This window comes from Myxococcota bacterium (genome assembly GCA_039030075.1).
Classification (GTDB): Bacteria; Myxococcota_A; UBA9160; order UBA9160; family SMWR01; genus JAHEJV01.
This window is the reverse complement of the sequence record JBCCEW010000020.1, coordinates 1-23180: the sequence shown is the minus strand read 5'-3', so window position 1 is coordinate 23180 and position 23180 is coordinate 1. Positions and strand designations below refer to the sequence as shown.

Sequence of the window (23180 nt, the reverse complement as noted above, 5' to 3'; positions counted from 1 at the left end):
ACCCGGTGGTATCGCCATGCCCGAGCGCATCCTCGGCGAAGGTCGAGATCGGCTCACTCATCGGAGCCCCTCGCCCCAGGCACGGCGGGCCGCGCCGACAGCGGGTCGCGCAGCGGTTCGGCTCGGCCCGCCTCGACCTCTTGCGCCGTGAACGCAGCGAACCCCTCGGCACCGGCGAACTCGACCAGGACGAAGTTGAGGAGCGCCGCGAGCTCGTCGCTCGCCAGCGGCGCCTGGGCGACGCCCGGAACACGCGTCAGATACTCCCGCCCGCCCTCCGCGTTCAACAGCGGACCGATCTCGCGCAGGGACGGCACCGTCCCAGCGACACCGCCTCCGTCGGGAAGGTGACAGCCCGAGCAGTGCAACACGTAGCTCTCGCGGACCGGCACCTCGGCGCCCACCCCCACCGCGGCGAGACTCGCGAACGCGATGAGCCACGCGATCCGTCCCGGCCTCATTGCTCGGGCTGGGCCTCGGTGGCCTGCCCGGCGACGATCGCCACGGAGCAGTGGTAGGCCTGACTCTCGGTGCCGACGCACCAGTTGATGTCGTTGCTGCGGTACCAGTGGTACTCGGGCCGATCGCCCTCGTTGCGGTTGCAGCCACAGCGCCCGCAGAACCCCTTCCCGCAACAGTCGTTGTAGGAAATGATGTAGTCCTTGCCGTCCTCCGGGTTCCGACAGGTCCCGATCCAGGTGACCGCGGACATCTCGGTTCCCGGCGGACACGTGGTGGCACTCCCGCCGCAGCACGCGCACAGGAACCCGTCGATCGCGCAGTGGCGCCAGTAGTCGCACTTCGTGGGGTCGCCCGCGTCGCCCGTCAGCGTCTCCTTCGGCGCGGGAACGCGCGGGTTCGGCGTCTGCGCTGAGGCGCGGCTCACCGGCAGGAGCGGCACCGCCGAGGCGCCGACCAGGAGCGTCGCGAGACGTCCGAGCACGGATCGCCGACTCGTGCGCCGCGCCAACACCCGGGTGAACCCCTCGAAGCGTTCGTCGAAGCGACTCATGCCCGGGCTCCTTCGGCGCGCACTTCGTTCGAGGCGGCCAGATAGTCCTGGATCGAGGCGACGCCCAGCGCTTCGGCCTCGAAGAGACTCTCGACGTGCTCGCGCGTGTTCACGATGCCCTGGGCCCGCACGATGCCCTCGCCGTCGAGCAACACCGCGTAGGGGAGCTTCGCGATCCCGTAGCGGAGACCGACGTCGGTCGACACGAAGTAGTCCTCGAGCGCCAGACCGTACTCGCGTGCCAGGGCTGCGTGGTCGTCCTCGGCCCCGTCGCTCGCGCAGAGCAGCCGCACGCCGTGGGAGCGGGCCAGGCGCTGGACCGTCGGCAGCAGCGTCTTGCACACCGGGCAGCGCGGCGACAGGAAGAACAGCAGCTGCGAGACTCCCTCTCCGCTCGGCGAGCCGATGTGGGCCAGCGTGCCGGCGAGCGACGAAGCCGCGACCTGCGGCGCCGCCTCACCGACGCGGGGCCCGCCCGACAGGGCCAGCGCGCCTGCCGGCGCGACGCGCTCGTGCAGCACCCCGAGCTGGCGTGCCAGCGCGAAGACGACGCCCGCGAGCGCGACCACGAGGAGCAGCAGCACCACCTGGGAGACGACGAGTGCGGGAATCATCGAGACAACCTCCTGGATCTCCAGCCGGGCTCGGACGTGGAGGCGAGTTGGGCTGCGGTCAGCCACAGCAAGGCGAGCGCGGCCAGGCCGAGCCCGACGGTCGCGGCGTCGAAGGCCGAGAGCGGACGCGACGCAGCCGGAAGCCAGGCCGCCAGGCAGACCAACCCGAGCGCCCCGTTCCGCACGAGGAGCCACGGGTGCAGGGTCTGCCCGGGCCCTCCGCAGCCGCAGTCGATGTCGCGGCGGCCGCGCGCGAGGTTGACCGCGATGGCCAGGCTGTAGACGAGCAGGACACCGAGTGCGACCACGGCAGCGGCAGCGCCGGTCGCCGGGAGACCGAGCCCGACCGCCAATGCGACCTCGAGCGCCGGGAGCGCGAGCGCTGCGGCGGGAACGAGGGCATCCGGGAGCAACCGGTAGTCGGCCAGGATGCCCTGGAAGCGCACACGATCGCGCCACTTGTGACGCGCCGCGCTCACGAAGAGCAGCGCCAGGCCGAGCCGAGCGAGGGTCGTGAGGACCGGGTCCATCACGGCACCCCCAGCGTCGGGCCGGAGATGCCGAGCTCACCCACCGAGCGGAGGTGTTCGCCGGTCGTGGCGTCGAGCACGGCGACGGCGCCGAGCTCGCCATTGCGCGTGAAGAGGAGCGGCTCGGCATCCTGGGACACGGCCAGCGAGTGCGCGCCCGGGTTCGGGACCACCCAGCCGAGCAGGCTCAAGCCGAAGCCCTCGAGTTCGAGCAGTGGCCCCAGGAAATCGACCGCGAGGTTCGGCACCTCGATCTGTCCCACTCGCGCCTGCTCGGCGACGTCGAAGGTCCAGATCTCGGCTCCCGCATCCTTGTGGGTGCCCGGTTCTCCCTGGTGCATCAACACGAAGAGCCGCTGGGTGCTGCGGTGAAGCGCGAAGGGCTGGAGCCCACCCGGTCGCCAGCCCGTGCTGCGCTCGCCCGCGCTCGCCAAGGGCCAGGGGTCGGCCGGCGCCGGAGTCGCGTCGGCGTAGTCGATGGCGTGCACCTGGCCGGCGAAGCTCACGAACAACCACTTCGCGCCGAGACGCACGCCGGCCATGGACACGGGATCTTCGATCACGTCGAAGAAGCGCGGGCTTCGGGCCGTGCCGCTCGCCGTGCCGTCGGGCGAGAGTGTCACCGACAGGGTGGTGCCATCGCCGCAGAGGGTGGCGAAGCGCTGCGCCCCGACGGCATAGAGCCCTGCGCAGCCGGCGATCGGCACCGCTGCCCTCACGCTGCGCGCTTCGAGATCGACGACGGTGGCGACGGTCTCGGGAAACTGGCTGAAGACGACCAGGAAGCGATCCCCATCCAGGAGTGTCGCGTGGTGGAGGCTGGTGTTGCTCGCCGAGGTGGGATGCGGGAGCACCACCTCGCCGACCACCTGCAGGCTCTCGGCGTCGTAGATCGTGACGTAGTCGGTGCGTTTGCCCCGGGTGCCGCGCGCGTAGTCGACGTCGACCGAATAGAACTCGCCCCGGGAGCGAGCGAAGAGCGGGAGCTTCGGGGTGAGCGCACCGGGGCTCGCCAGCGCCGCCAGCACCGATCCGTCGTCGCCGTCGAAGAGCACGCTGTGCTCGAGCACCCGGTCGGGCACCCAGACCCAGTGGTCGCCCACCGGCGGAAGCGTGGCCACCTGACCGACGGCTTCGGGCTCGAGGGACGTGCCGACGCGCGGAGCGAGTGCACCCATCAGGACGAACACCGACAGGGTGGCGAGTCGCTTCCTCATAGCGGGCCCTCCTCGTTGGGCGCACGGTAGAGCCTTTGCCCCATTTATGTCAATGACCGATTTTGGGGAAGTGGGTTCTGCGGCACTCCGACGCCAGAAAGCGATCGCCCGACGCCCGAAGGGAGCCGCGACCCGGGCCCGGATCGTGTCGGAGGCGCGTCGGATCCTGATCGAAGACGGCTACGACGCCCTCGCCCTCCGCCGCGTGGCCGCGGTCGCCGGGATCCAGCTCGGCAACCTCCAGTACTACTTCCCCAACCGCGAGTCGCTGCTACTCGAGATCCTGCGCGCCGAGGCGAAGTCCGACCTGGACACCCTAGGCGCGCTCGTCGAGCGGGGTCTCGAGACGGAGCTCCTGGTCCGCGAGCTCGTCGCCCTGTTCGTGCGGCGTTGGCGGGGACGCTCGGGGGTCGTGCACATGACCCTGGGCTTCCTCTCGCACCACAACCCGGTCCTGCGCAAGGCCTACCGCGAGTACTACGCGGCCTTCTATGCCCACCTCGAGCGCGCCCTCGAACGCGCCGACCCGGGCCAACCGCTGCCGGTCTACGCCGAGCGGGCGCGCTTGCTCAACGCGATGATGGACGGCGCCGCCATGCAACGGAGCGTCGGGCCCTTGAAGCCCTACCTCGACGCGGTGTGTTCCGCGGCCGAGGGGATCGTGGCTCCCGCAGCCCGCGGCGGACCCGCGGCCTAGAGCTCCTCGAAGAACGGCATCAACGCGCCCGCGATCTCGTCGTCGGAGCCGTACACCTCTTCGACGAGATCGCTGCGGATCAGCGTGCGCACGATCTTCCGCGACATCTTGTTCGGCGTGCTGGCCTCGAGGGCGACCGCAATGACCTCTTCGGTGAGACCGGCGTAGTTCGCGTCCTCGACCTCGATCACCCCGCTGGCGCGCAGCTGCCCGAGGGCGCGCGTGAGCACCTCGGCGACGTGCTTCGCGAACGCCGTCGGCTCCTCGGCCTCGGGTTCCGTGGCCCCCACCAGGCCGCGGAGCAGTTTCGGATCGATCGTCGGGTCGTCGCCCATGGAGCGCGTGTGCCTCTCGGTGTTCCAGGGAGGAGCAGCGCGCTCGCTCACCCGTGACCGGGCCTCACCCTGCCCGGTGCGCGTACCGTAGCGAGTTGCCCCCGAAGATGCGCCCGTCGCTGGGCCCGAGCGACGGCACTATGCTGCCGCGATTCCATCACCCAGGCCTCGAGGGATGCATGACGCTCGCGCTCTACCACTCCCCCTACTCGACGTGCAGCCAGAAGGTGCGGCTCGTCCTCGCCGAGAAGGACCTCGATTTCGAATCCCACGAAATGAACTTCGCCACCGAGGACCACCTGTCGCCGGACTACCTGGAGCTCAACCCGAACGGCGTGGTCCCGACCCTCCTCCACGAGGGCGAAGCGATCACCGATTCCTCGTGCATCATGGAGTACCTCGACGAGGTCTTTCCCGAACCGCGCCTGCTGCCCGAGACGCCCGCGCCCCGCGCCAAGGTGCGAGCGCTGCTGCGCTACTTCGAAGAGGTCCCGACGGTCGCGATTCGCTTCCCTTCCTTCCATCACGTGTTCCTGCCCGTGATCTCGGCGTTCGCCAGCCAGGAGCAGTTCGACGCTGGAGCCCGCAAGCGGCCCCTGCGCTCCGGCTTCTATCGGAAGATGAACTCGGGCGCGGGCTTCGAAGCGGCCGACGTCGAGGAGTCGACGCGCCAGCTCCAGCAGACGATCGACCGCCTGGAGGGCCTGCTCGAGACGCGCCCCTGGCTCACCGGCGAGAGCTTCGGCGTGGCCGATTGCTGCCTGCTGCCGCTCGCCGACCGCATGGACGACCTCGGCATGAACGGTCTTTGGAGCGAGCGGCCCGGCTTCGCGTCGTGGCTCGAGCGTACCCGCGCACGGCCCTCCTACGCGAAAGCCTTCTATCCCGGGTTGCGGCTGTCCCAACGTCCGGAGTTCGAAGCGACACTGGGTCGCCACACTTCCGGCAGTGCCGGATAGCCGACCGCGCGGACCCCGTCGCCGCCCACGTATCCCCTACTTCGGCCCCGTCATGTTGGCCGGCACGACGAAGCGATCGAAGTCCTCGCCCGAGAGATAGCCCTTCTCGACCGCGACTTCGCGCAGAGTCTTCCCCTGCTTGTAGGCCGTCTTGGCGACATCGGCCGCATTGTCGTAGCCGATGTGGGGGTTGAGCGCCGTGACGAGCATGAGTGAACGGTGGAGGTTCTCGTCGATCTTCTCGCGATTGGCCTCGATGCCCACGGCGCAGTTCTCGTCGAAGGACACGGTCGCGCTGGCAAGCAAGTCGATCGACTGCAGCGTCGCGTACGCAATGACGGGCATGTAGACGTTCAGCTCGAAGTTCCCGGAGGCGCCCGCCATCGAGACCGTCGTCCCGTTCCCGATCACGCGGGTCGCCACCATCGTGAGCGCCTCGCTCTGGGTCGGGTTGACCTTGCCCGGCATGATCGAGGAGCCGGGCTCGTTCTCGGGAATCAGGATCTCGCCGATCCCACAGCGCGGACCGCTCGCCAGCCAGCGGACGTCGTTGGCGATCTTGGTGAGTGCCGTCGCGGCGGCGTTGAGCGCGCCGTGCAGGTGGACGAGCCCTTCCTTGCCGGCCATCTGGGCGAACTTGTTCTCAGCGGACACGAACGGCAGACCCGTGCGCTGAGCGAGCGCCTCGGCCATGCCCTCCGCGTAGCCGGCTTTGGTGTTGAGCCCGGTCCCCACCGCGGTGCCACCGATCGCGAGCGGGTACACCTCTTCGAGCGCGCTGCTGAGGGCACGCTCGCAGATCGCGAGTTGGGCCGCGTACCCCGAGAACTCCTGGCCGAGCGTGAGCGGTGTCGCGTCCTGGAGGTGAGTGCGCCCGATCTTCACGATCTCGGCGAAGGCCCGACTCTTCTTCTCGAACGTGTCGCGGAGTTGTGCGAGCGCGGGCAGGAGACGATTCCGCACTTCTTCGGCAGCGGCGACGTGGATCGCCGTCGGATACGCGTCGTTCGTCGACTGCGCGTGATTGACGTGGTCGTTGGGGTGGACCGGGGTCTTCGAGCCCAACTCGCCGCCGAGGGACTCGATCGCGCGGTTCGCGATCACCTCGTTGGTGTTCATGTTGGTCTGGGTGCCGCTCCCGGTCTGCCAGACGACCAACGGGAAATGGTCGTCGAGCGCTCCGTCGATCACTTCCTGCGCCGCCGCCTGGATCGACTTCGCGATGTCGCCCGGAATGCCACCCAACCGGGCGTTCACTTCGGCGGCCGATTGCTTGACCAGGCCGAGCGCACGAATCAGGGGGCGCGGCATGCGCTCGCTGCCGATCTTGAAGTTCTGGAGCGAACGCTGGGTCTGCGCTCCCCAATAGCGATCGGCGGGAACCTGAAGTTCTCCCATGCTGTCGCGTTCGATTCGGACGTCCATGCTGATTCTCGATCCTTCCCTTCGGAGTGACACGGCAGGGGTTCCGCCGAGCGGTCGGGGGTTCGGCCGATGCCGACCCAGATTTGAAATTGACATTCAATTTCAAAAAACGTATATGACGCCAGGCCTGGGAACAAGACTCGGACGCCTCGAGATCGAGCGAGACCGCATGCCCTCCTCCGACGGACACCCGACCTCCGGCGACCTCCACGAGCGACTGCAGGCGCTCGTCGGATCCTGGACGGGCAGCGGCGACTGGAGCGTCCCCGACGAGGGAACCCGGTCCTATGCCGATGACCGCACCATCTTGGCAGAACCGAGCGGTGCCCTCTGCATTCGCACGCGGCTCCGCTGGCTCGACGGCGACGAAGCCGCGCGGGACTTCCGGCTCGAAGTCGCGCATGTCTTCTGCGCGCCGGGCAACGAGCTGCGCTTTCGAGCGATCTCGCCGCAGCGTCCTCCGCTCGGGCTCACCGGAAGCGCGTCGGAGGGAGCGCTGGACAGTCTCGCGCTCGACTTCGCGGGAAACGCCTGGACCGCACAGGTGGCCGCTCGAGCGACCACGCGGGAAACGGTGCAGCTGTCGTACGCCCTGCGAGACGATGCCCTGTCGTGGTCGATCTGGTCGGCGTCTGCGCGCGAAGGCCGCGCGGAACGGAGCTACACCGCGCGATCCTGGCTCCAGCGCACACGCTGAGGTGTGGGCCGGCGACGACGCGCCATGCCGCCCAGTCCCAGCACCACCAGCGCTGCCGTCGAGGGTTCCGGAACGGCACCGAAGTTCCCGAAGCCGCCCATCTGGCCACTGCCGTTTCCGGTGCCCTGGCACTCGGGGAGCGAAGGGTCTTTGCAGAGCACGTAGGTCCACTGGAAGGCGCCCGCGACGTCGTAGTTGCCGGGGGCAGCGCTGTTGTTCAACACGTTGTTGAGGATCACCTGGTCGAGCACGTTCGCTCGCGTATCCGCGGTGTATCCCGTGAGTCCGTAGACACCACGCCCGCCGCTGATCCCGTCGAGGCCATCGATCTCGATTACCGTCGTGTCGGGACCCGTCGTCTGCATTGCGATCGCCGAATCCGAGCCCGGCGCCGTCCCGATGTCGTAGTCGAAGACGTTGAAGAGGCGCACCGTCAACAGCTGAAGGGGCGAGGCCGGCGACATCCGCGAAATCGAGCCGCTCCAATCGAGCTGGGGCAAGCCGTCCGGTCCGACGGCACTCAGCCCATAGCTCAGCTCGAGGTTGAACGTCTCACCGAGCACGATCGAGGTGGCCGAGATCACGTCCTGGCTCACGCCGTCGCTGACCGAACTGAAGTTCGTGAGCTCGGTCAGGATCCCGAACTCCTGCACGTACAGGAACCAGCCTTCGTGGGTGTGGCGATTCCCGGGGAAGAGCGGGTGGGTGACTGCCGTGTTCTGGAGCGGCGAGGTGACACTCGTGGTGGTGTCCCAGCTCATCGCCCCGGTGCCGGCGGCGAGACTCACGGTCGCGGCCACGGCGAACTGGGGAACCGAGAAGATGGTCAGCGCGAGTGCAACGATCGGCAGCAGCTGCATGGGGCCCTCTCTGTTTTCGGGCAGAAGGCCGCGTGCCGCGGTCGGCTTCGATCGCGCGCCCCTCCCCAGGGACGGTCAGCATACTCTGCGCGGTGGCGCTTGCGGCCGGATTCCGGGGCGTCGGCGGGAGGGCCGCCCGAAGCTCAACGCTCGGGGTGCACACCCCAACGCTCGAGGTGCATCTTCGTCGCAACGGGTTCACGGGTGACCGGGCCGAAGTTCCCGCGCGGGAACCCGATCGGAACCGACGCCACGATCCCGTAGTCGTCGGGGATGCCGAAGTGGGCGCGCAGCTCCCCTTCGAACATCTGGTGGACGGTGGTCAGACTCGCGCCCAGGCCGAGTCCGCGACACGCCAGCAGGAGGTTCTGCACCGCTGGATAGATGGAACCGTAGGACGGCGGTGCGAGGCCGACGCGCTCGGCTTCGGGAACCGCGAACGGCCAATCACGCTTGCCGCAGGCAATGATCAGCAGCGGCACCTCGGTCATGTGGTCGGCCAGATACAAGGCCGCACCCATCTGGCGCGCGGCCTTCGTGTCGGCCTCGAGCTCCGAGATCCGGTCGCCCAGCAGCGTGCGGAACCAGTGCCGATAGCGCTCCCCGAAGAAGGTGCGCCCCTCCGCCTCGGTGATGACCAGGAACGCCCAGCGCTGGGTGTTCTGGCCGCTGGGAGCTCGCGTCGCCGCTTCGACCAGCTGGTCGATCATCTCACGGGGCACCGGGTCGGGCTTCAGTCGACGCATGGCGCGCATGTTGTACATGCACTCGAACAGACCGGGGTCGTTGGCAGGCAAACCGTCATGCACAGGCGCTCTCCTCGTTGAGACTCGCGGGAGGTGCGAACACCCATCATGGTGCATCCCGGGGCGGGGCCGCACGGTGGATCGGCGTGCGGCCTAGGGGCCGTGACGGAGCACGTGCCAGATCGCGCGCGCCTTGAAGCCGAGCGTGTTCATCTCGGGGACGTGGCGCGATGGGGTGTGGGCCCCGGGCCACTCGACGACCATCGCACGGAACGCCGGCCGCGCGAAGAGGCGTTCAGCATAGGCGGCAACACGCGGACAGGCGCCGTCCGGCGCGAAGAGATGGCCGATGCCGATCCAGCGCATCCGGAACAGGCTCGGTCCCCAGGCGATATCGGCGAGCGTGAGCTCGCCGCCGCAGGCCCAGTCCCCGCCGTGCTTCTCGAGCGACCTCTCGAGCGCCTCCACCCCTTCCTGCATCTGTCCGACGATCGTGCCCATCGACGTCGGAGACGCAACGAAGCGGGCGGCGGCCCGCTCCTTGGCAATCTTGCTCTCGTACGCGGCCCGCAGATCGGTGTCGTCGTCGGAGAGCTTCTCCATCGCCCTGCGCAAGGCGACCTCTTTGCGGGCGTGCACGCCGCGAATCGCTCTCGCGATCAGGCCAGGACGATGGTCTCCCGCTGGATTCGCGCCGTAGAGCAAAGCCACGTGGGGCGCGCGGTCGACGATGGCGATCTGTTCGTCGATGGCGTCGGAGGCGGACGCTGGCCGCAGCGCAGGGCCCGTCCCCGCCTCGCGATCCAGGTAGTCGCAGATGAGCGCTGAATCGACGATCACGCGGGTCGCTTCGTGATCGACGAGCGTGGGCACCACCGCCGGATCGAAGCCCTCGGTGTCGACGGAGGAACGCCCCGTGAAGCCCGAGACGTAGTTGGACCCGGGTGCGCCCGCCAAACGCAAGCGGACGTAGCCCGGCCGATAGTTGTGCGGGATCGCCCGCCCGGCGGGCACGATGCGGAGTGCGTGGGATCGAAACGGCAGCCCCTTCTCGGCAAGGGCGAAGCGCACCTTGTGGGAACAGAGGGAAGGGGCCGCGTGGTAGAGCTCGAAGCGCGGGCGCGCGGATGGCGTCGGCCCGCCGGGCGCCGCGATGTCCTGATAGGGCCGTTCGATCTCGGCGTTCGCTCCGACGACCAGGGCTTCGAACTCGGTCGGGTCCATCTCGCCTCCCCTGCCCTGGTGGGCTCTCTGGGATCAACAAAGTAACTCGTTCGAACTATTTTAGGTATCCAAATCTGCTCGATTGAGTCATATTGGCAAACATGCCGAAGCGAGCGCAGCGCAGGCCCTATCAGCGCGGGATCGAGACGCGCACGCGGCTCGTCGAGGCCGCGTTGCACGAGTTCTCCGAGAAGGGCTTCGAAGGTGCGTCGACGCGCTCCATGGCGGGGCGCGCCGGGGTCGCCCAGTCGGCGGTCCGTCATCACTTCGCGACGAAGGAAGCACTCTGGCGCGCGGCGGCAGACCACGTCTTCGTCCCGCTTCGCGACCAGTACGAAGCGCGTGTGGCCAGCCTCGCCGACGTCGACGAACGCACGCGACTCCGCCTGGTGATTCGGGATCTGGTCCGCTTTGCGGCCGCCCATCCCGAACTCTTGCGCTTGATGGTGCAGGAGGGCATTCACCCGAGCGCCCGCTCCCGGTGGCTGCAAGAGCGCCATCTCCGGCCCCTGCTCGAGGCACTCACCGCCCAGTGGCAGGCCCTCGAGTCGGAAGGCCTCCGGCTTCCCGCGCCGCCGACGCTGCTGCAGTACATGGTGATCGGAGCTTCGTCGGTCCCCTATTCGGTCGCGGGCGAGTACGAACGCTTCTCGGGACAGGATCCCTTCGACAAAGACGCGATCGAAGCCCACGCGGACGCCGTTGTCGCGCTCTTCCTGCCCGAGACCACGACCGAGCGCGAGGCGAAACGATGAGCGAACCGATCCACACCCCGGTCCTGATCATCGGCGCCGGGCCGACCGGCCTCGTGCTTTCGATCCTGCTGTCCCGATTCGGCGTCGACTCCCTGCTCGTCGAGCGCAACCCTTCGACCTGCGATCACCCCCAGGCCCACGTCGTGAACCAGCGCTCGATGGAGATCTTTCGCGCGCTGGGCATCGACGAAGAGATCCGTGCGGCCGCCCTGCCGCTGGAACGCGGCGGCCATGTGCGCTGGGTGCGATCGATGAGTGGCGACGAGTTCGCGCGCCTCTCGCTGGTTCCCAAGCGCGAAGCCCTCCCCTCCCTCGCGGCGCTGAGCCCGTCCCCTCCCGTGTCGTGCGCCCAGGACCGAATCGAACCGCGTCTGTCCGCGCTCGCCCGGAAGGGCCCGGGGCGGGTCGAGTTCGGCTCCGAACTCGTGTCGCTGGAACCCGACGACGACGGCGTGTCGGCCCGCGTGCGCACGGCCGAGGGCGAGCGGGAGGTTCGCGCCGCTTGGGTGGTGGGTTGCGACGGCGCGGGCAGCACCACGCGCCGGCTCATCGGCATCCCGATGGAAGGGCCGGAGGCGCTCGCCCACGTGGTCGGCATCTACTTCCACGCCGACCTCGACGCGCTGGCCGCAGAGCGACCCGCCATCCTCTACTGGACGATCGACACGGAAGTTCCGGGCACCTTCATCGCATTGGACGGCAGCCAACGCTGGGTCTTCCACGCTGCCTGGGACGACCAGCGCGTCTCTCTCGAGAGCTACACGGAAGCGCGTTGCACCGAGATCCTACGCCGCGCGATCGGACGCGACGTCCCCGTCGAGATCCGCTCGGTCCGGCCGTGGACGATGACGGCGCAGGTCGCGACACGCTATCGGGAGGGTCGGGTCCTGCTCGCGGGAGACGCTGCGCATCGTTTCCCGCCCACCGGCGGCTTCGGCATGAATACCGGTGTGCAGGATGCGCACAACCTGGCCTGGAAGCTCGCGCTGGTCATCGCCGACCAGGCCGGCGCGCCACTCATCGACAGCTACGAGAGTGAGCGCAAACCGGTGGGCCAGGGCAATTGCGATTGGAGTGTGCGGAACGCGGCCGGCCTCGCCAGCGTCATCGGGAGCGGGGCCGCCCACCAGGCCCAGAGACTCGCGGATGGAGACGTGACGTTCGAAGCCCTGTCGGCGGAGATTCAAGCGCTCGCCGAGCGCGAGGCCGGCCACTTCGGCGCGATCGGCCGCGATCTGGGTTTCCACTACGAAACGGGAGCGATCCTCGCCGACGGCACGGACGCCCCACTGCGCGCCGATCCGGACCGCGAGTACGTCCCGAACGCGCGGCCGGGTGCACGCGCACCCCACTTCGGCCTGATCCAGGACCGACGCGTGATGTCGAGCCTCGACCTCTTCGAAGGCCGTTGGACCTTGGTCGCCAGCCCCGAGTGCGCGGACGCGTGGCGCGACGCGGCGCAGGCCGCCCCCTTGCCGATCGCTGTCGAGATCGTCGGAGAGGACATCGAAGATCCGAACGACGCGTTCCCGTCGCTCTATGGCGTCGAGGACGGAGCCGTCCTGGTGCGTCCCGATGGTCACGTGGCATGGCGGACGCGAGCCGCACCCGACGATCCCGAGCGGGCGCTTGCGGTCGCCCTTCGCAGCCTGCTCGGCGGCGACACGGCCTGAACGAACGGAGGCGTCATGAAGTTCTATTCCACCGACCGGGGGATTGCTCGCGAGGCCGAGAACGGCCGCCTCGAGGTCCTGGACGTACCCGAAGCGGATCTCGGTGCACGGCTCGGAACCGACCCGATGCTCGAGGAGGCCCGCACCGCGCCCGTGCGCGAGACGGTCGATCGCTCCGAGGTTCGGTTGCGGGCCCCGGTCCCCGCCCCCGGGAAGGTGATCGGGATCGGGATCAACTACGCGAGTCACGTGGAGGAGACCCGGGAGAACCTCGCGCGTCTCGGCGTCCAGGTACCGGACCATCCAGTGTTCTTCCTGGCGCCGGGAACCGCGGTCGTCGGGCCCGAGGACCCGATCGTTCTGCCGAAGGTCGCGCCCGACAGGGTGGACTACGAGATCGAGCTCACCGCCGTCGTCGGTCGCGCCGGGTTCCAGATCGAAGAGGCCGACGCCCTCTCCCACGTCGCGGGTTACACCTTGGGAAACGACGTCTCGGCTCGGGACGTCCAGCGAACCGCGATGTCCTCGCCCACGTTCGAGCTGAGCCAGGCGAAGGGGATCGATGGGTTCAAACCGCTCGGGCCCTCCCTGGTGACGGCCGACGAGTTTCCCGAACCGCTCGACGTTCACCTCGTCACGCGCGTCAACGGAGAGATCCGACAAGACGCGCGCACGACCGAGTTCGTGCACTCGGTGGCGCGCTGCATCGCCGAGATCACCCGGTTCATGCGGCTCGAGCCGGGTGATGTGATCCTGACCGGATCGCCGGCGGGGGTCGGCGCAGCGCGCGGCGTGTTCTTGAAGCCGGGCGACGTGGTCGAACTCACCGCCGACAAGATCGGGACCCTCCGCAGCAACGTGGTCACCGCCGACTGAGCACCGCGCTTTGGCGCTCACCCTTCAGGAGTTCTCATGAGCGATGTCATCCGGCCCGCGAAGCTCGCCCACGTGGTGTTTCGAACGAAGCGCTACCGGGAGCTGATCGACTGGTACCGCTGTGTCGTCGGAGCGGAGATCACCCACTCGAGCGAGATGGTGACGTTCCTCTACTACGACGACGAGCACCACCGGCTCGCGTTCCTCAACATGCCCCACCTCCCCGAGCACACGCGTGCGATGCCCGGCGTGGACCACATCGCCTTCACCTACGCGAACCTTTCCGACCTCCTCGCCACCTACGAGCGCCTGAAGCAGGAGGGAATCGAGCCGGTCTGGCCGGTGAACCACGGCGCGACGACGTCGCTCTACTACAAGGATCCCGACGAGAACGTCGTCGAGCTCCAGATCGACAACTTCGCCTCTCGCGAAGAGACCGACGCCTTCCTGACCGACGGCCGTTTCGCGATCAATCCAGTCGGGATCGATTTCGACCCGGACGCGCTCCTGGCGCGACACAGAGCCGGCGAGAGCGACGACGTCCTCACGCGCTGGCCGGACCAGGTCGAGCCGCGCACGAGTCCGCCGCCGAAGGCCTATCTGGGATAGATCCCGGGCTCGCTGAGGCCGGCGTAGCTAGGCCAACGCCCACGCGAACGCCCGCTCGACGGTGGCGCGCGTGTCTTGGGTGATGCAGCTGCCGTGGGAAATCACGACGCGGTCGAAGTCCCAGCGGAGGAGTGCCTCCGCGCTGACCCGCGCCGCGTCGCGATCGCGGAAGGTGCTGCGTAGGTCCCGGGCGGTCCCACCCGAATCGCCGAGCACACCCACCCAGCCCTTCACGAGCCGCCAGAACCAGGACTCCAGCGCGGGATCGTGACGCTGGATGAGATCCGTCAGGATCAGGGCCTTCGAGCGCGCGTGAAAGAACACGACCTCGTCGAGAATGACGTTCCCCTGGAAGACGTGCGCTTCGATCGCATCGGCCCAGGCCGGCGTTTCCCCCGTGCCAATCACGTGATCGGCGGGGAGCTTCGGGTGCCGGTCGCGAAACCCGGGAGACACCCACACCTCGGCTTCCGGGTAGCGCTCCTTCCACGGAACGACGCCGAGGCTGTGGATCTTGTTCGGGGCCACGATCCAGCGCACGGTGCCCAGCGCGTCGACCGCCTCCCCGACCCCAGGGGTCGGATCGAACGGCGAATGCACCCAGAGCGACCCCGGGGTCGTCTCGACCACGGTCATGCGCGTCGCGAAAGGGATGGTCAGCAACCGAACGCGCGGACCGTCGCAGATCCAGAGGCCGTCGCCGAAGGGTTGGAGCGGGCTCGTGCGCATGCGACTTCCCCTCCGCCCCGCCGAAGCTACTTCTTGATCTGGCTGCCGAGCCGCTGCTTCGTCTTCTCGGTGTAGGGCGGCATCAGGCCGGCGAGCTTCGCAAGGTTCAGCTTCCCATCGGTGAACACGCCGCGGGCGTGGCTGAAGGTCTTGAAGCCCTCGCGGCCGTGGTAGTTCCCGAGGCCGCTGTCGCCCACCCCGCCGAAGGGCAGGTCGACGCAGGAGACGTGCATGATGACGTCGTTGATCGTCACGCCGCCCGAGAGCGTCTGGTTCAGCACCTGCTCCTGCTCGGCGTGATCCTTCCCGAAATAGTAGAGGCCCAGCGGCGTCGGCCGGTCGTTGATGTAGTCGATGCAGTCTTCGACCCGGTCGTAGCTCTTCACGATCATGACCGGACCGAAGATCTCGTCGTTCATCACTGCGAGCTCTTCGCCCGGGTCGACCACGATGTGGATCGGAATCCGGCGGTCGCCTTCCTTCGGCTCCTCGGTTCCCAGGTTCTCGAGGCGCGCGCCGGACTCCCGGATCTCTTCGAGATACATGCGGATCCGGGCGTAGTGGCGGTCGTTGATCACCGCGGTGTAGTCCGGGTTCCCGAGGACCGTCGGGTACTGGGCGCGGAAGCTCTCGCGGCAGGTCTCGACGAAGGTGTCGACCGACTCCCGGGGCACGAAGACGTAGTCCGGCGACAGGCAGACCTGCCCCGCGTTGTTGCACTTCCCGAACGCGATGCGCTCCGCCGTCGCGACGATGTCGGCCGAGCGACTCACGATCGTCGGCGACTTGCCGCCGAGCTCGAGCGTCACCGGGGTCAGGTTGGCGCTCGCCGCCTCCATCACTTTGCGGCCGATCGTGGTCGCTCCCGTGAACAGGATGTGATTGAGCGGCAGCGCCGAGAAGGCCGCGCCGACCTCGGGACCGCCGGTGATGACCGCGATCTCGTCCTCGGCGAAGTACTTCGGGAAGATCTCGGCCAGGAGCTCCGCCGTTGCCGGGTTGAACTCGGAGGGTTTGATCATCACCCGGTTGCCCGCCGCGAGCGCGGTGGTCAGCGGGTTCACGATCATGGCGATCGGGAAGTTCCAGGGGGACATGATGCCCACCACGCCCTTCGGCTGGTAGCGCAGCTCAGCGCGCGCACCGAAGAGTCCGAGGGGGAACTGCACCTTTCGCCGCTCGGGCTTCATCCAGGTGTCGAGTTTCTTGAGGGCGTCCTTCAAGTGATTGATCGGCATCATCACTTCGGACATCAGCGTCAGCGGCTCGGGACGCCCGGCGTAGTCCGCGTCGAGGGCCTTCACGATCGCGTCCTGGTTGTCGACCAGGAGGTCCACGCACTTCTGCAGGCGCTCCTTCCGGACGGCGGCGGTCGGGATGCCGCTCGCACGCTGGGCGGCGCGCATGGTTTCGAGCTTCGCCCGCAGGGTCTCTTCGACTGACATCGTCCTACCTCGCTCCGGATCCGCGCGCAGCGGCGCGACTTCCGGCGTTGTGAATGAAAGGCCTAGACGGCGGCCTTCTGCCCCTTGTACTCGCAGAAGGCGCCCGGCATGGTGACGTTGGTGCGCGCGTGCTGGAACCCGACCGCGTCGAGCGCCGCGACGATTCCCTCGGGCGGAACACACTGGTCGACTGTATCCCAGTAGTAGTCCATGAACTCTTTGGCATCGGAGCTCCGGGTGAAGAGCAGCGTGAGGCCCGGCACGATCTTCGCCCACATCAGCCAGGTGAGTGCGTAGCCGATCTTCGAGGTGGCGATGTGGCCCTCGAGGATCCAGAGCTTCCCGCCCGGCTTGAGCACGCGGTAGTACTCGGAGAACGCAGCCTTCAGATCCGACACGTGCCGGAGCGCGAGCCCCATCGTCACGAAGTCGAAGGTGTTGTCGGCGAAGGGAAGTGCCTGGGCCACACCCTGGGTGAGGGGCCCGTCGAACTTCTTCGCGGCCTCGCGCATCATCGCGCGGTTCGGATCGACGCCGAACACCTGGCCCGTGGGGCCGACGATCTTGGCGGCGTTGGAGGCCACCGCGGCCGTCCCGATCGCCACGTCGAGCACCTTCATCCCGGGCTTCATGCCGTTGATCTTCATCGCCCAGCGCCGGTAGACGAGGCCGCCGTTGCCGAAGATCCGCTCGATCGTGTCGTAGTGCTCGGCCGAGCGGTCGAAGACGTCGCGCACGTAGGCGCTGCGCTCTTCGTCGGCGGCGTAGTAGGCGGTGAGCGTGCTGTGCGGCGGCAGCGGCGCGTTCGGATCGTCGGTCTTCTTCGTCATTCCTACCTATGGGGCGGCGCGCGCGACCCGGCATGGGACGCGGCGGGCCCAATGTAGCCAACCCACTCCGCGCACGGATCAGCCCTCGGAGCGAGAAGCGGCGGTCCGCGCGCTCGCCCCGCAACGACCCGCGCGACCCACCCCGGACCCATCGCCCCGATCGCAATCCGGTCCTGCCACGCCGGCTCGCGCCGGGCCTTCCCCAAGGGGGCTCGGCGGGTGAGGCCGTCACGCCCGCGGCGCGGAGACCCACGCCACGAGAAGCGCGCGCTTCCGGACCGACGTCGAGCGGGACGCCCGAATCGCCGATCACGAAAGTGAGCGAGCGCCCCGCCCTCCCCTGCGTCCGAGGCTCACGAGGAGCGCGGTGGCCGCCGCCAGGGCGGGCAGCGCGCTCGGCTCCGGCAGCAGGATGCGGTTTCCTACTTCGCTCGAGTTGCCCGCGTTGTCGGTGGCGATCGCCTTCACGAGAAAGCTACCGGGCACGACGATTGCGGGCGTGAACGACGTCGTCACGTCCGTGCCCGCCGAACCGAAGAGGTAGAGGTGGCTTCCGAGCCACGCGAAGGGCTCCTCGCCGTCCGGAGCGAGCTGGTAGAAGTCGACGGTCAGCGGATAGGACGCCTCGAACACATCCGTGTCGACCCGGTACCGGACCTCGATCGTGTCGGTGCCGGCGTCGTAGCTGGAGGCAGCGGCGTCGAGCTCCGGCGTGTTCTGCAGGCGGTTCGCACCTTGATCGAAGTCGCCCGGATCGTTCACGTTGGCGCCCTCGACGCCGATGTCGACAGGCAATCGGCGGTTCGAGTACAAGACGTTGCCGCGCCAGGCGTTCTGGGTGGGGTCTGGGGAACCCACCTGCGACTCTTCCGCGCGAATCCCCGCGCGACCATTGAACGCGATCACGTTGCCGCGGTCCGGCAGCTCCACCTCGGGCGTCCCGACGTCGGAACCCAGCGTCGTTCTCAAGGCCGCGCTGAGGAGGATTCCGTCCCCGTCGTTCCCGAGGTCGGCCCCGGAGGCGTCGGTGCCGATGTAGTTGCCGACGACCTCGGCGCTGTCGGCCTGCTCGCCCACAACGAGCCCATGAAGCGAGTTGTGACCGATCACGTTCTCATCGCCCGAGAGCGTGCCACCGACGACATGGGCGGCCCCCTGCAGCAGCACGCCGACCGAGTTCCCGAGATCGCTCCCGGCGGCGTCGGTTCCCACGAAGTTGCCGGCGACGATGGCGGACGTGGCCGTCGGCAAGAGCCGGATCCCGAACGCGTTGTGCCCGATGACGTTGCCCAGCCCCCCCGGGCCGCCGATCTCGTTCGCGTTTCCGTCGACGGCGATCCCCGTCGACGCGCCCAGGTCGTCCCCCAGCGCGTTGGTCCCGATGAAGTTCGAGACGATCTGGTTGTCGAAGCTCCGGAGATCGATGGCGCGGTCGCCGCCGCCGATGATGTTGTCGCGGATCTCGGTGCGTTGGTCGGCGTTGCCCAGGATCCCGGACATCGCGTTCGCCACCAGGCCGTCGGCCGGCGCGTTGGTGCCGATCCGATTGCCGACGATGCGCGTGTCGAAAGGCCCCAGCGACGACGGTTCGCCGAGCTCGATCCCCGACATCCCGTGACCCGAAATCAGGTTCGAGCCAGCCCCTACCGCACCGATGTCGACTCCGTCTGCGAACACGAGCACTCCGGGTCCCGCGACGTTCGGGAGCGCGGTGAACCCGTCGGCTCCGATGCCGATGTGATTGGCCATGATTTCGACGTTCGTCATGGTGCCGTCGACCTGAACGCCTCCCGACGCGTTTCCGGCGATCACGTTGCCCGCGGTCACCTCGGTGCCACCGGTCAGGGTGTCGAGCCCGCCGACCCGCACGCCGTGTGCCGCGCCGCCGACGACTTCGACTCCCCAGAAGCTGTTGCCATGAGCCCCACCCGCCGTCACCACGGCGTTCCCGAAGCGATCCGTGCCGATCTTGTTGCCAGCCAGCAGCGCGTCGGGGCCGAGCAGCCGGACGCCGCCGCTGCCGTTGCTCGCGATGACGTTGCCCCGCCCCTCGAAGCCCGCCGCCGGGTCGAAGGCCTGGCCGACCGTGGCCTGGAGCGAGCTCGCGAGGACGTGGATGCCGAAGCCGCCATTCCCCGCGGAGAAGACGCCGCGCAAGAGACCGATGTGGCAGGCGTCGATCCGCACGAGGTCCGCGCCGCTCAGGCGGATCCCGTCGCCCGGAAAGCGCACGATCCCGAGTGCCAGGATCTGGCTCGCGTCGGCGTTTTCGAAGAACAGGAGCCCGTAGTCGTTGGCGCCGGCGAGCAGGCTCCCGTTCAGCATGATCACGGGAACGGCCCCCGGGTTCGCCGTGTCGTAGGTCGGTGCCGAGGTCCCGTCAATGGTGAGGGTTTCGGTGATGGGGGGCAGCGGCGCGACCAGCTGGATGACGGTCGTATTCGAGGGATCCACGGGGAGCAGGCCCGTGAACCGGACCGTGTCGGCCCCGGCCAGCGCGTTCGCTTCCTCGATCGCGGCGCGGAGCGTGCACTCACGCACGAGGAACATGCCGGACGAGACGAACCCGCCCGTCCAGCACTCCCCGTCTCCCTGGCTGTTGTCCCCGGCATCACCCGTGCCGTTGACGAACAGGTCGAGGGCGAGCACGGGAGACGCCGCGACCCAGACGAGCGTGAGGGCGAGGCCCAGGGTGGCCAGGACGCGCGGGCGCGAGCGAACGGAGAGTCGAATGGAGCGCAGCAAGGGGTTCTCCTGGCCAGGATCGGGTCCGGTGAGGACGCGAACCTAGGCAGCCGCGGAGACGGAAAGCGCTCGATCGGTGCTCAGAATCTGCTCACGCTGCCGGGGCCCCCCCGGAAGCAGCCCGCGAGGCAGTGGCGCTGGGTCAGGCTTCGCCCAGCCGGGCCCAGAGTCGCTCGCCGAGCCGGCGCAGGGCCTCGGCGTGGTGGCGACGATACGTCGCATACGAGAGCGCCAGGTCGGCGGCCGCTTCCTGCTGCTTCGTCGGGCGCCCGAAGTAGGTCCGCTCGAGGACGCGGAAATAGATCTCGTCATGGGCCGAGCCGCGAAAGGTCTCGCACTCGGCGCGGATGAGATCCCCCAGCGCCGCAGCGGCCTGGTCCGTGGAGGCGCCCGGCCCCTCTCGGGCCTGGGCCAGACGCGTCAACGGGTTCTCCTTCAGGAGATCCGGTCGATCCACGACGCGCATCGCCTTGCGCAACGCGGCGGAGAACGCGGCGCGGTCGAGGTCGGGCGGCGCCCCCCCTTCCGACCGGCCCGAGAGGTCCGCGCTGAGGGCGTTCGTTCGCGCCGCCACGCGGTGCATGTCGCAGGCCCGCGCCACCTCCTCGATCGCCGCGAGCTCGGAGCGCAGGTCGACGGACCCACCGTCGCGACGCGCGCGGGAGAGCGCCCACTCGAACCGCATCCGCGTGACGAGCTGCGTGGCTCCGGCCGCTTCCAGCGGGATCCGCGCAGCCGCGAAATGCGCGTCCGCAGCAGCCGGTTCTCCCGCGGCCGAGGCCAGCATGCCCAGGAATCGGGCGACCGGCCCGAGGAACACGGCGCCGTTTCCGATCACCGCGTTGCGGTCCGCATAGGGTTCGAGCTGGGCGTAGAGTACGCGCGAACGCGTCGCGTGCTCGGTCTCGAAGCAGGCCGTCGCCACGGCCGCACACGAAGCGAGCCAGTTGCCGTCCCGCGGTAGGTCCGAGAAGTCGGGCGCGAACGTGTCGAGCAGCTTGCGCGCCGCGTCGGGACGGTCGGTCTCTGCGTAGAGCAAGGACAGCGCCCCTTGCCAGATCGGCCTGCCCTCGAGTTCGGCGACGTTGCGGCGGATGAACGGCTCGAGCTCGGCGAGGTCGCCGCGCTCGCGTCGCAGCGCGAACTGCTGGGAGCCGAGGAACTGGATGGCGGCTTCGGCCTGGTCCGTCCGACCGGCGTACTGCATCGCGCGTTCGCCGTGGCCCGCGACCTCCGACAGGCGACCGGACATGAGCGCCCGCATGCCGCGCGTCATCTCCGCGTGCCACAGAAACTTCGGCAACCCGAAGCGCTCCGCCTCTCGCGCGAAGACCTCGACCTGCTCGTCGACCGCCGCCAGGTCTCCAATCTCCAGCAGCGCTGCCGACCGCCACATTCGCGCACTCAGAAGGTCCTTGCCCCGGTCCAGCTCCCCGGCGAGCTGGATCGCCTCCCGGGACGCCGAGAGCCGCGCGTCCACGGTGTCGGGCCCCCACAGCGTGAAGGGCAGCGACGCCAGGGTGTTCGCCAGGACGGCGCGGTCGCCGAGACGCCGGGCCATCTCCACGGCTGCATTGCCGAGCTCCTCGACGCGTTCGCGGTTGCCGGCGAAGTAGCAGGCCTCGGCGAGGCGTCCCAGCGTGAGGGCCCGGATTCCGCTGTCGACCTCCGGCAGCCCGGCCAGTGCTTCCTCCAGCAGTGCGATCCGCTCTCGCGCCTCGCTCCCCGACTCGGAGAGCACGGACGCCCCGGTGATCGCGGCCCGGGCAAAGAGTTCCGGCGCCCCCGCGGCGCGTGCCCGCGTGAGCGCGTCCGCCATGCTGCGACGCGCGCCGTTCAGATCTCCCGCGTCGCGCTCCGCTCTCGCCAGCCCGATCAGGCTCTCGATGACGCCCCCTTCGTCGTCGCCGAGCGCTTCCCCGATGCGGCACGCGTGCCGGTACAGCTCGCAGGCATCCTCGTAGGCATTCTGGGCAAACGTGAGCTCTGCGGCGCGGTTCGCCTGGTCGCGCGCACGCCCCATTCGCTCACGATCGGGTGCGCCGTGGGCCGTCGCGTGGGCCATCGGGTTCGCAGCCGAGGGCAGCCAGGGACGCACAGCCGCGACCCAATGGCGCGCTGCCTCGATCTCGTGACGGTGTCCCGCGCTGGGAGCGCCCGATTGAAAGGCGATTCCCGCCAGCTCATGGAGACGCGCCCGCTCCTCGAGTTCGAGGGCGTCGTAGACGTTCTCGCGGAAGAGATCGTGCGCGAACGCGAACCCGGCTCCCGACGCTTGCGATGGAACCAGCAGATGGCTGCTCAACGCTTCGTCGACCGCACGCGCGGCGCGCCCGGAGTCGATCTCGACCATGGCGGCCAGCAACGGCACATCGAAGTCCGTGCCGACCACGGCGGCCGCGCGCACGACCCGGCGCGTCTCCTCAGCGAGCCCGGCGAGCCGCTCGCGGACGCTCTCGCGCAGGGCGACCCCGGCTTCACCGGCGGCGTAGGGAAACGCGTCCGGGCCGCTCACCTCGTCGGCAGTCGCGGGAAGGCGCGCGGTCAGTTCCTCGAGCAAGAGTGGATTGCCCCGGCTGATGCGGTGCAGGGCGTCGCACCACGCGTCGCTCGGCGCATCCCCGAGGCGCGCCGCGACGAGGGCCCGGGACTGCTCGGGCGGGAGCCCCGCCAGCGGGAGCCGCGTCGCCTCGCGCCCCAGCTTCGCCAATGCCTCGGCCACGGCGTCGTCGCCCTGACGCAGGATCGGGCGGCGCGTACCCACCACCAGGACGCGCATCCCGGGAAGTTGGCGCGCGACGAACTGGAGCAGCTGCACCGAGGCGACACCCACCGCATGGAGATCGTCGAGCACCAGGAGGATCGGCTGAGCCTCGGCTTCGCGGAGCAGCCACGACGCGAGGGCATCCTGCAGGCGAAACCGGGCATCGTCGTCGCCGCGGTCGAGTTCGGACGCCTGAACCGACACGTCCGTCTCGCCGACCAGGGGCTCGAGCACTGACGGCAGTGGCGTCGCGGGAGTCCGGCCGCGTAGGAGCTGGCGCAGGACCTGGGTCCACAGGAAGTAGGAAGGCGCGCGGCCCGCCTCCCAGCCCCGCCCCCAGGCCACCCGGAGCGCGCTCGCCTCCGGGCTCTCGGCGAGCTCCCGGGCGAGGCGTGTCTTCCCGATCCCGGGATCTCCCTCGATCAGGCAGAGGCCCCC

The 23180-nt window shown here is 69.0% G+C and carries 22 protein-coding genes; 7 read left to right on the top strand and 15 right to left on the bottom strand.

Annotated features, from left to right (window positions below):
• Positions 1 to 53: 53 nt before the first annotated feature.
• Genes AAF430_19285 through AAF430_19265 form a run of 5 tightly spaced genes read right to left on the bottom strand, consistent with a single transcriptional unit; the run spans position 54 to position 3373 of the window.
• On the bottom strand, positions 54 to 461 hold the full coding sequence (locus AAF430_19285; protein MEM7412381.1) for a hypothetical protein: 408 nt from the start codon (positions 459 to 461) through the stop codon (positions 54 to 56).
• Positions 458 to 1012, bottom strand: a complete 555-nt coding sequence (locus AAF430_19280; protein ID MEM7412380.1) for a methylamine dehydrogenase light chain — start codon at positions 1010 to 1012, stop codon at positions 458 to 460. Before AAF430_19280 ends, AAF430_19285 begins: the two co-directional genes overlap by 4 nt.
• Positions 1009 to 1626 carry a methylamine dehydrogenase gene (locus tag AAF430_19275; protein MEM7412379.1) on the bottom strand — a complete coding sequence of 206 codons (618 nt, stop codon included), beginning with the start codon at positions 1624 to 1626 and terminating at the stop codon, positions 1009 to 1011. The genes AAF430_19280 and AAF430_19275 overlap by 4 nt, the downstream gene beginning before the upstream one ends.
• Entirely contained in the window at positions 1623 to 2156 is a 534-nt protein-coding gene (locus AAF430_19270) for a MauE/DoxX family redox-associated membrane protein (GenBank protein MEM7412378.1), read from the bottom strand. The genes AAF430_19275 and AAF430_19270 overlap by 4 nt, the downstream gene beginning before the upstream one ends.
• Positions 2156 to 3373 (bottom strand): amine dehydrogenase large subunit, encoded by a 1218-nt coding sequence (locus AAF430_19265; protein MEM7412377.1) that lies wholly within the window; start codon positions 3371 to 3373, stop codon positions 2156 to 2158. Before AAF430_19265 ends, AAF430_19270 begins: the two co-directional genes overlap by 1 nt.
• A gap of 70 nt (positions 3374 to 3443) precedes the next feature.
• Here AAF430_19265 and AAF430_19260 point away from each other — a divergent pair, with 70 nt between their 5' ends.
• Positions 3444 to 4070 (top strand): TetR/AcrR family transcriptional regulator, encoded by a 627-nt coding sequence (locus AAF430_19260; protein ID MEM7412376.1) that lies wholly within the window; start codon positions 3444 to 3446, stop codon positions 4068 to 4070.
• On the opposite strand, the gene AAF430_19255 is transcribed toward AAF430_19260, so the two are convergent.
• Positions 4067 to 4405, bottom strand: a complete 339-nt coding sequence (locus AAF430_19255; protein ID MEM7412375.1) for a hypothetical protein — start codon at positions 4403 to 4405, stop codon at positions 4067 to 4069. The two genes, AAF430_19260 and AAF430_19255, sit on opposite strands and share 4 nt — an antisense overlap.
• A 179-nt stretch (positions 4406 to 4584) precedes the next feature.
• Here AAF430_19255 and AAF430_19250 point away from each other — a divergent pair, with 179 nt between their 5' ends.
• Positions 4585 to 5364, top strand: a complete 780-nt coding sequence (locus AAF430_19250; GenBank protein ID MEM7412374.1) for a glutathione S-transferase family protein — start codon at positions 4585 to 4587, stop codon at positions 5362 to 5364.
• 36 nt (positions 5365 to 5400) lie between these two features.
• Here AAF430_19250 and fumC read toward each other — a convergent pair whose 3' ends face one another.
• Positions 5401 to 6789: a class II fumarate hydratase gene (fumC, locus tag AAF430_19245; GenBank protein MEM7412373.1), complete on the bottom strand. Its 1389-nt coding sequence runs from the start codon at positions 6787 to 6789 to the stop codon at positions 5401 to 5403.
• Positions 6790 to 6958: 169 nt separating this feature from the next.
• Between fumC and AAF430_19240 the strand changes: the two genes are divergently transcribed.
• Positions 6959 to 7486: a hypothetical protein gene (locus AAF430_19240; protein MEM7412372.1), complete on the top strand. Its 528-nt coding sequence runs from the start codon at positions 6959 to 6961 to the stop codon at positions 7484 to 7486.
• On the opposite strand, the gene AAF430_19235 is transcribed toward AAF430_19240, so the two are convergent.
• From AAF430_19235 to AAF430_19225, 3 genes are all read right to left on the bottom strand, one after another.
• Entirely contained in the window at positions 7450 to 8346 is an 897-nt protein-coding gene (locus AAF430_19235) for a PEP-CTERM sorting domain-containing protein (GenBank protein ID MEM7412371.1), read from the bottom strand. The two genes, AAF430_19240 and AAF430_19235, sit on opposite strands and share 37 nt — an antisense overlap.
• Before the next feature lie 143 nt (positions 8347 to 8489).
• Positions 8490 to 9155, bottom strand: a complete 666-nt coding sequence (locus AAF430_19230; GenBank protein ID MEM7412370.1) for a nitroreductase family protein — start codon at positions 9153 to 9155, stop codon at positions 8490 to 8492.
• 90 nt (positions 9156 to 9245) lie between these two features.
• Positions 9246 to 10316 (bottom strand): glutathione S-transferase family protein, encoded by a 1071-nt coding sequence (locus AAF430_19225; GenBank protein MEM7412369.1) that lies wholly within the window; start codon positions 10314 to 10316, stop codon positions 9246 to 9248.
• 101 nt (positions 10317 to 10417) lie between these two features.
• On the opposite strand from AAF430_19225, the gene AAF430_19220 reads away from it, so the two are divergent.
• From AAF430_19220 to AAF430_19205, 4 genes are read left to right on the top strand one after another with little or no spacing between them, the layout of a single operon-like run.
• Positions 10418 to 11071 carry a TetR/AcrR family transcriptional regulator gene (locus tag AAF430_19220; protein ID MEM7412368.1) on the top strand — a complete coding sequence of 218 codons (654 nt, stop codon included), beginning with the start codon at positions 10418 to 10420 and terminating at the stop codon, positions 11069 to 11071.
• A complete protein-coding gene (locus AAF430_19215) occupies positions 11068 to 12744 on the top strand; it encodes an FAD-dependent monooxygenase (GenBank protein ID MEM7412367.1) in 1677 nt (558 codons plus the stop codon). The genes AAF430_19220 and AAF430_19215 overlap by 4 nt, the downstream gene beginning before the upstream one ends.
• 15 nt (positions 12745 to 12759) lie before the next feature.
• The gene (locus AAF430_19210) at positions 12760 to 13620 is read left to right on the top strand and encodes a fumarylacetoacetate hydrolase family protein (protein MEM7412366.1); all 861 of its coding nucleotides are present in this window, start codon (positions 12760 to 12762) and stop codon (positions 13618 to 13620) included.
• A 36-nt stretch (positions 13621 to 13656) separates the two neighbouring features.
• The gene (locus AAF430_19205; GenBank protein MEM7412365.1) at positions 13657 to 14229 is read left to right on the top strand and encodes a VOC family protein; all 573 of its coding nucleotides are present in this window, start codon (positions 13657 to 13659) and stop codon (positions 14227 to 14229) included.
• A 27-nt stretch (positions 14230 to 14256) separates the two neighbouring features.
• Here AAF430_19205 and AAF430_19200 read toward each other — a convergent pair whose 3' ends face one another.
• From AAF430_19200 to AAF430_19180, 5 genes are all read right to left on the bottom strand, one after another.
• Positions 14257 to 14958, bottom strand: a complete 702-nt coding sequence (locus AAF430_19200) for a DUF4336 domain-containing protein (protein ID MEM7412364.1) — start codon at positions 14956 to 14958, stop codon at positions 14257 to 14259.
• A gap of 26 nt (positions 14959 to 14984) precedes the next feature.
• Positions 14985 to 16403 carry a coniferyl aldehyde dehydrogenase gene (locus AAF430_19195; GenBank protein MEM7412363.1) on the bottom strand — a complete coding sequence of 473 codons (1419 nt, stop codon included), beginning with the start codon at positions 16401 to 16403 and terminating at the stop codon, positions 14985 to 14987.
• A gap of 62 nt (positions 16404 to 16465) precedes the next feature.
• Positions 16466 to 17233 carry a class I SAM-dependent methyltransferase gene (locus AAF430_19190; protein MEM7412362.1) on the bottom strand — a complete coding sequence of 256 codons (768 nt, stop codon included), beginning with the start codon at positions 17231 to 17233 and terminating at the stop codon, positions 16466 to 16468.
• Between the two features lie 309 nt (positions 17234 to 17542).
• Entirely contained in the window at positions 17543 to 19978 is a 2436-nt protein-coding gene (locus AAF430_19185; GenBank protein ID MEM7412361.1) for a hypothetical protein, read from the bottom strand.
• 142 nt (positions 19979 to 20120) lie between these two features.
• A partial coding sequence (locus tag AAF430_19180) for an AAA family ATPase (GenBank protein MEM7412360.1) occupies positions 20121 to 23180 on the bottom strand: 3060 nt, incomplete at its 5' end.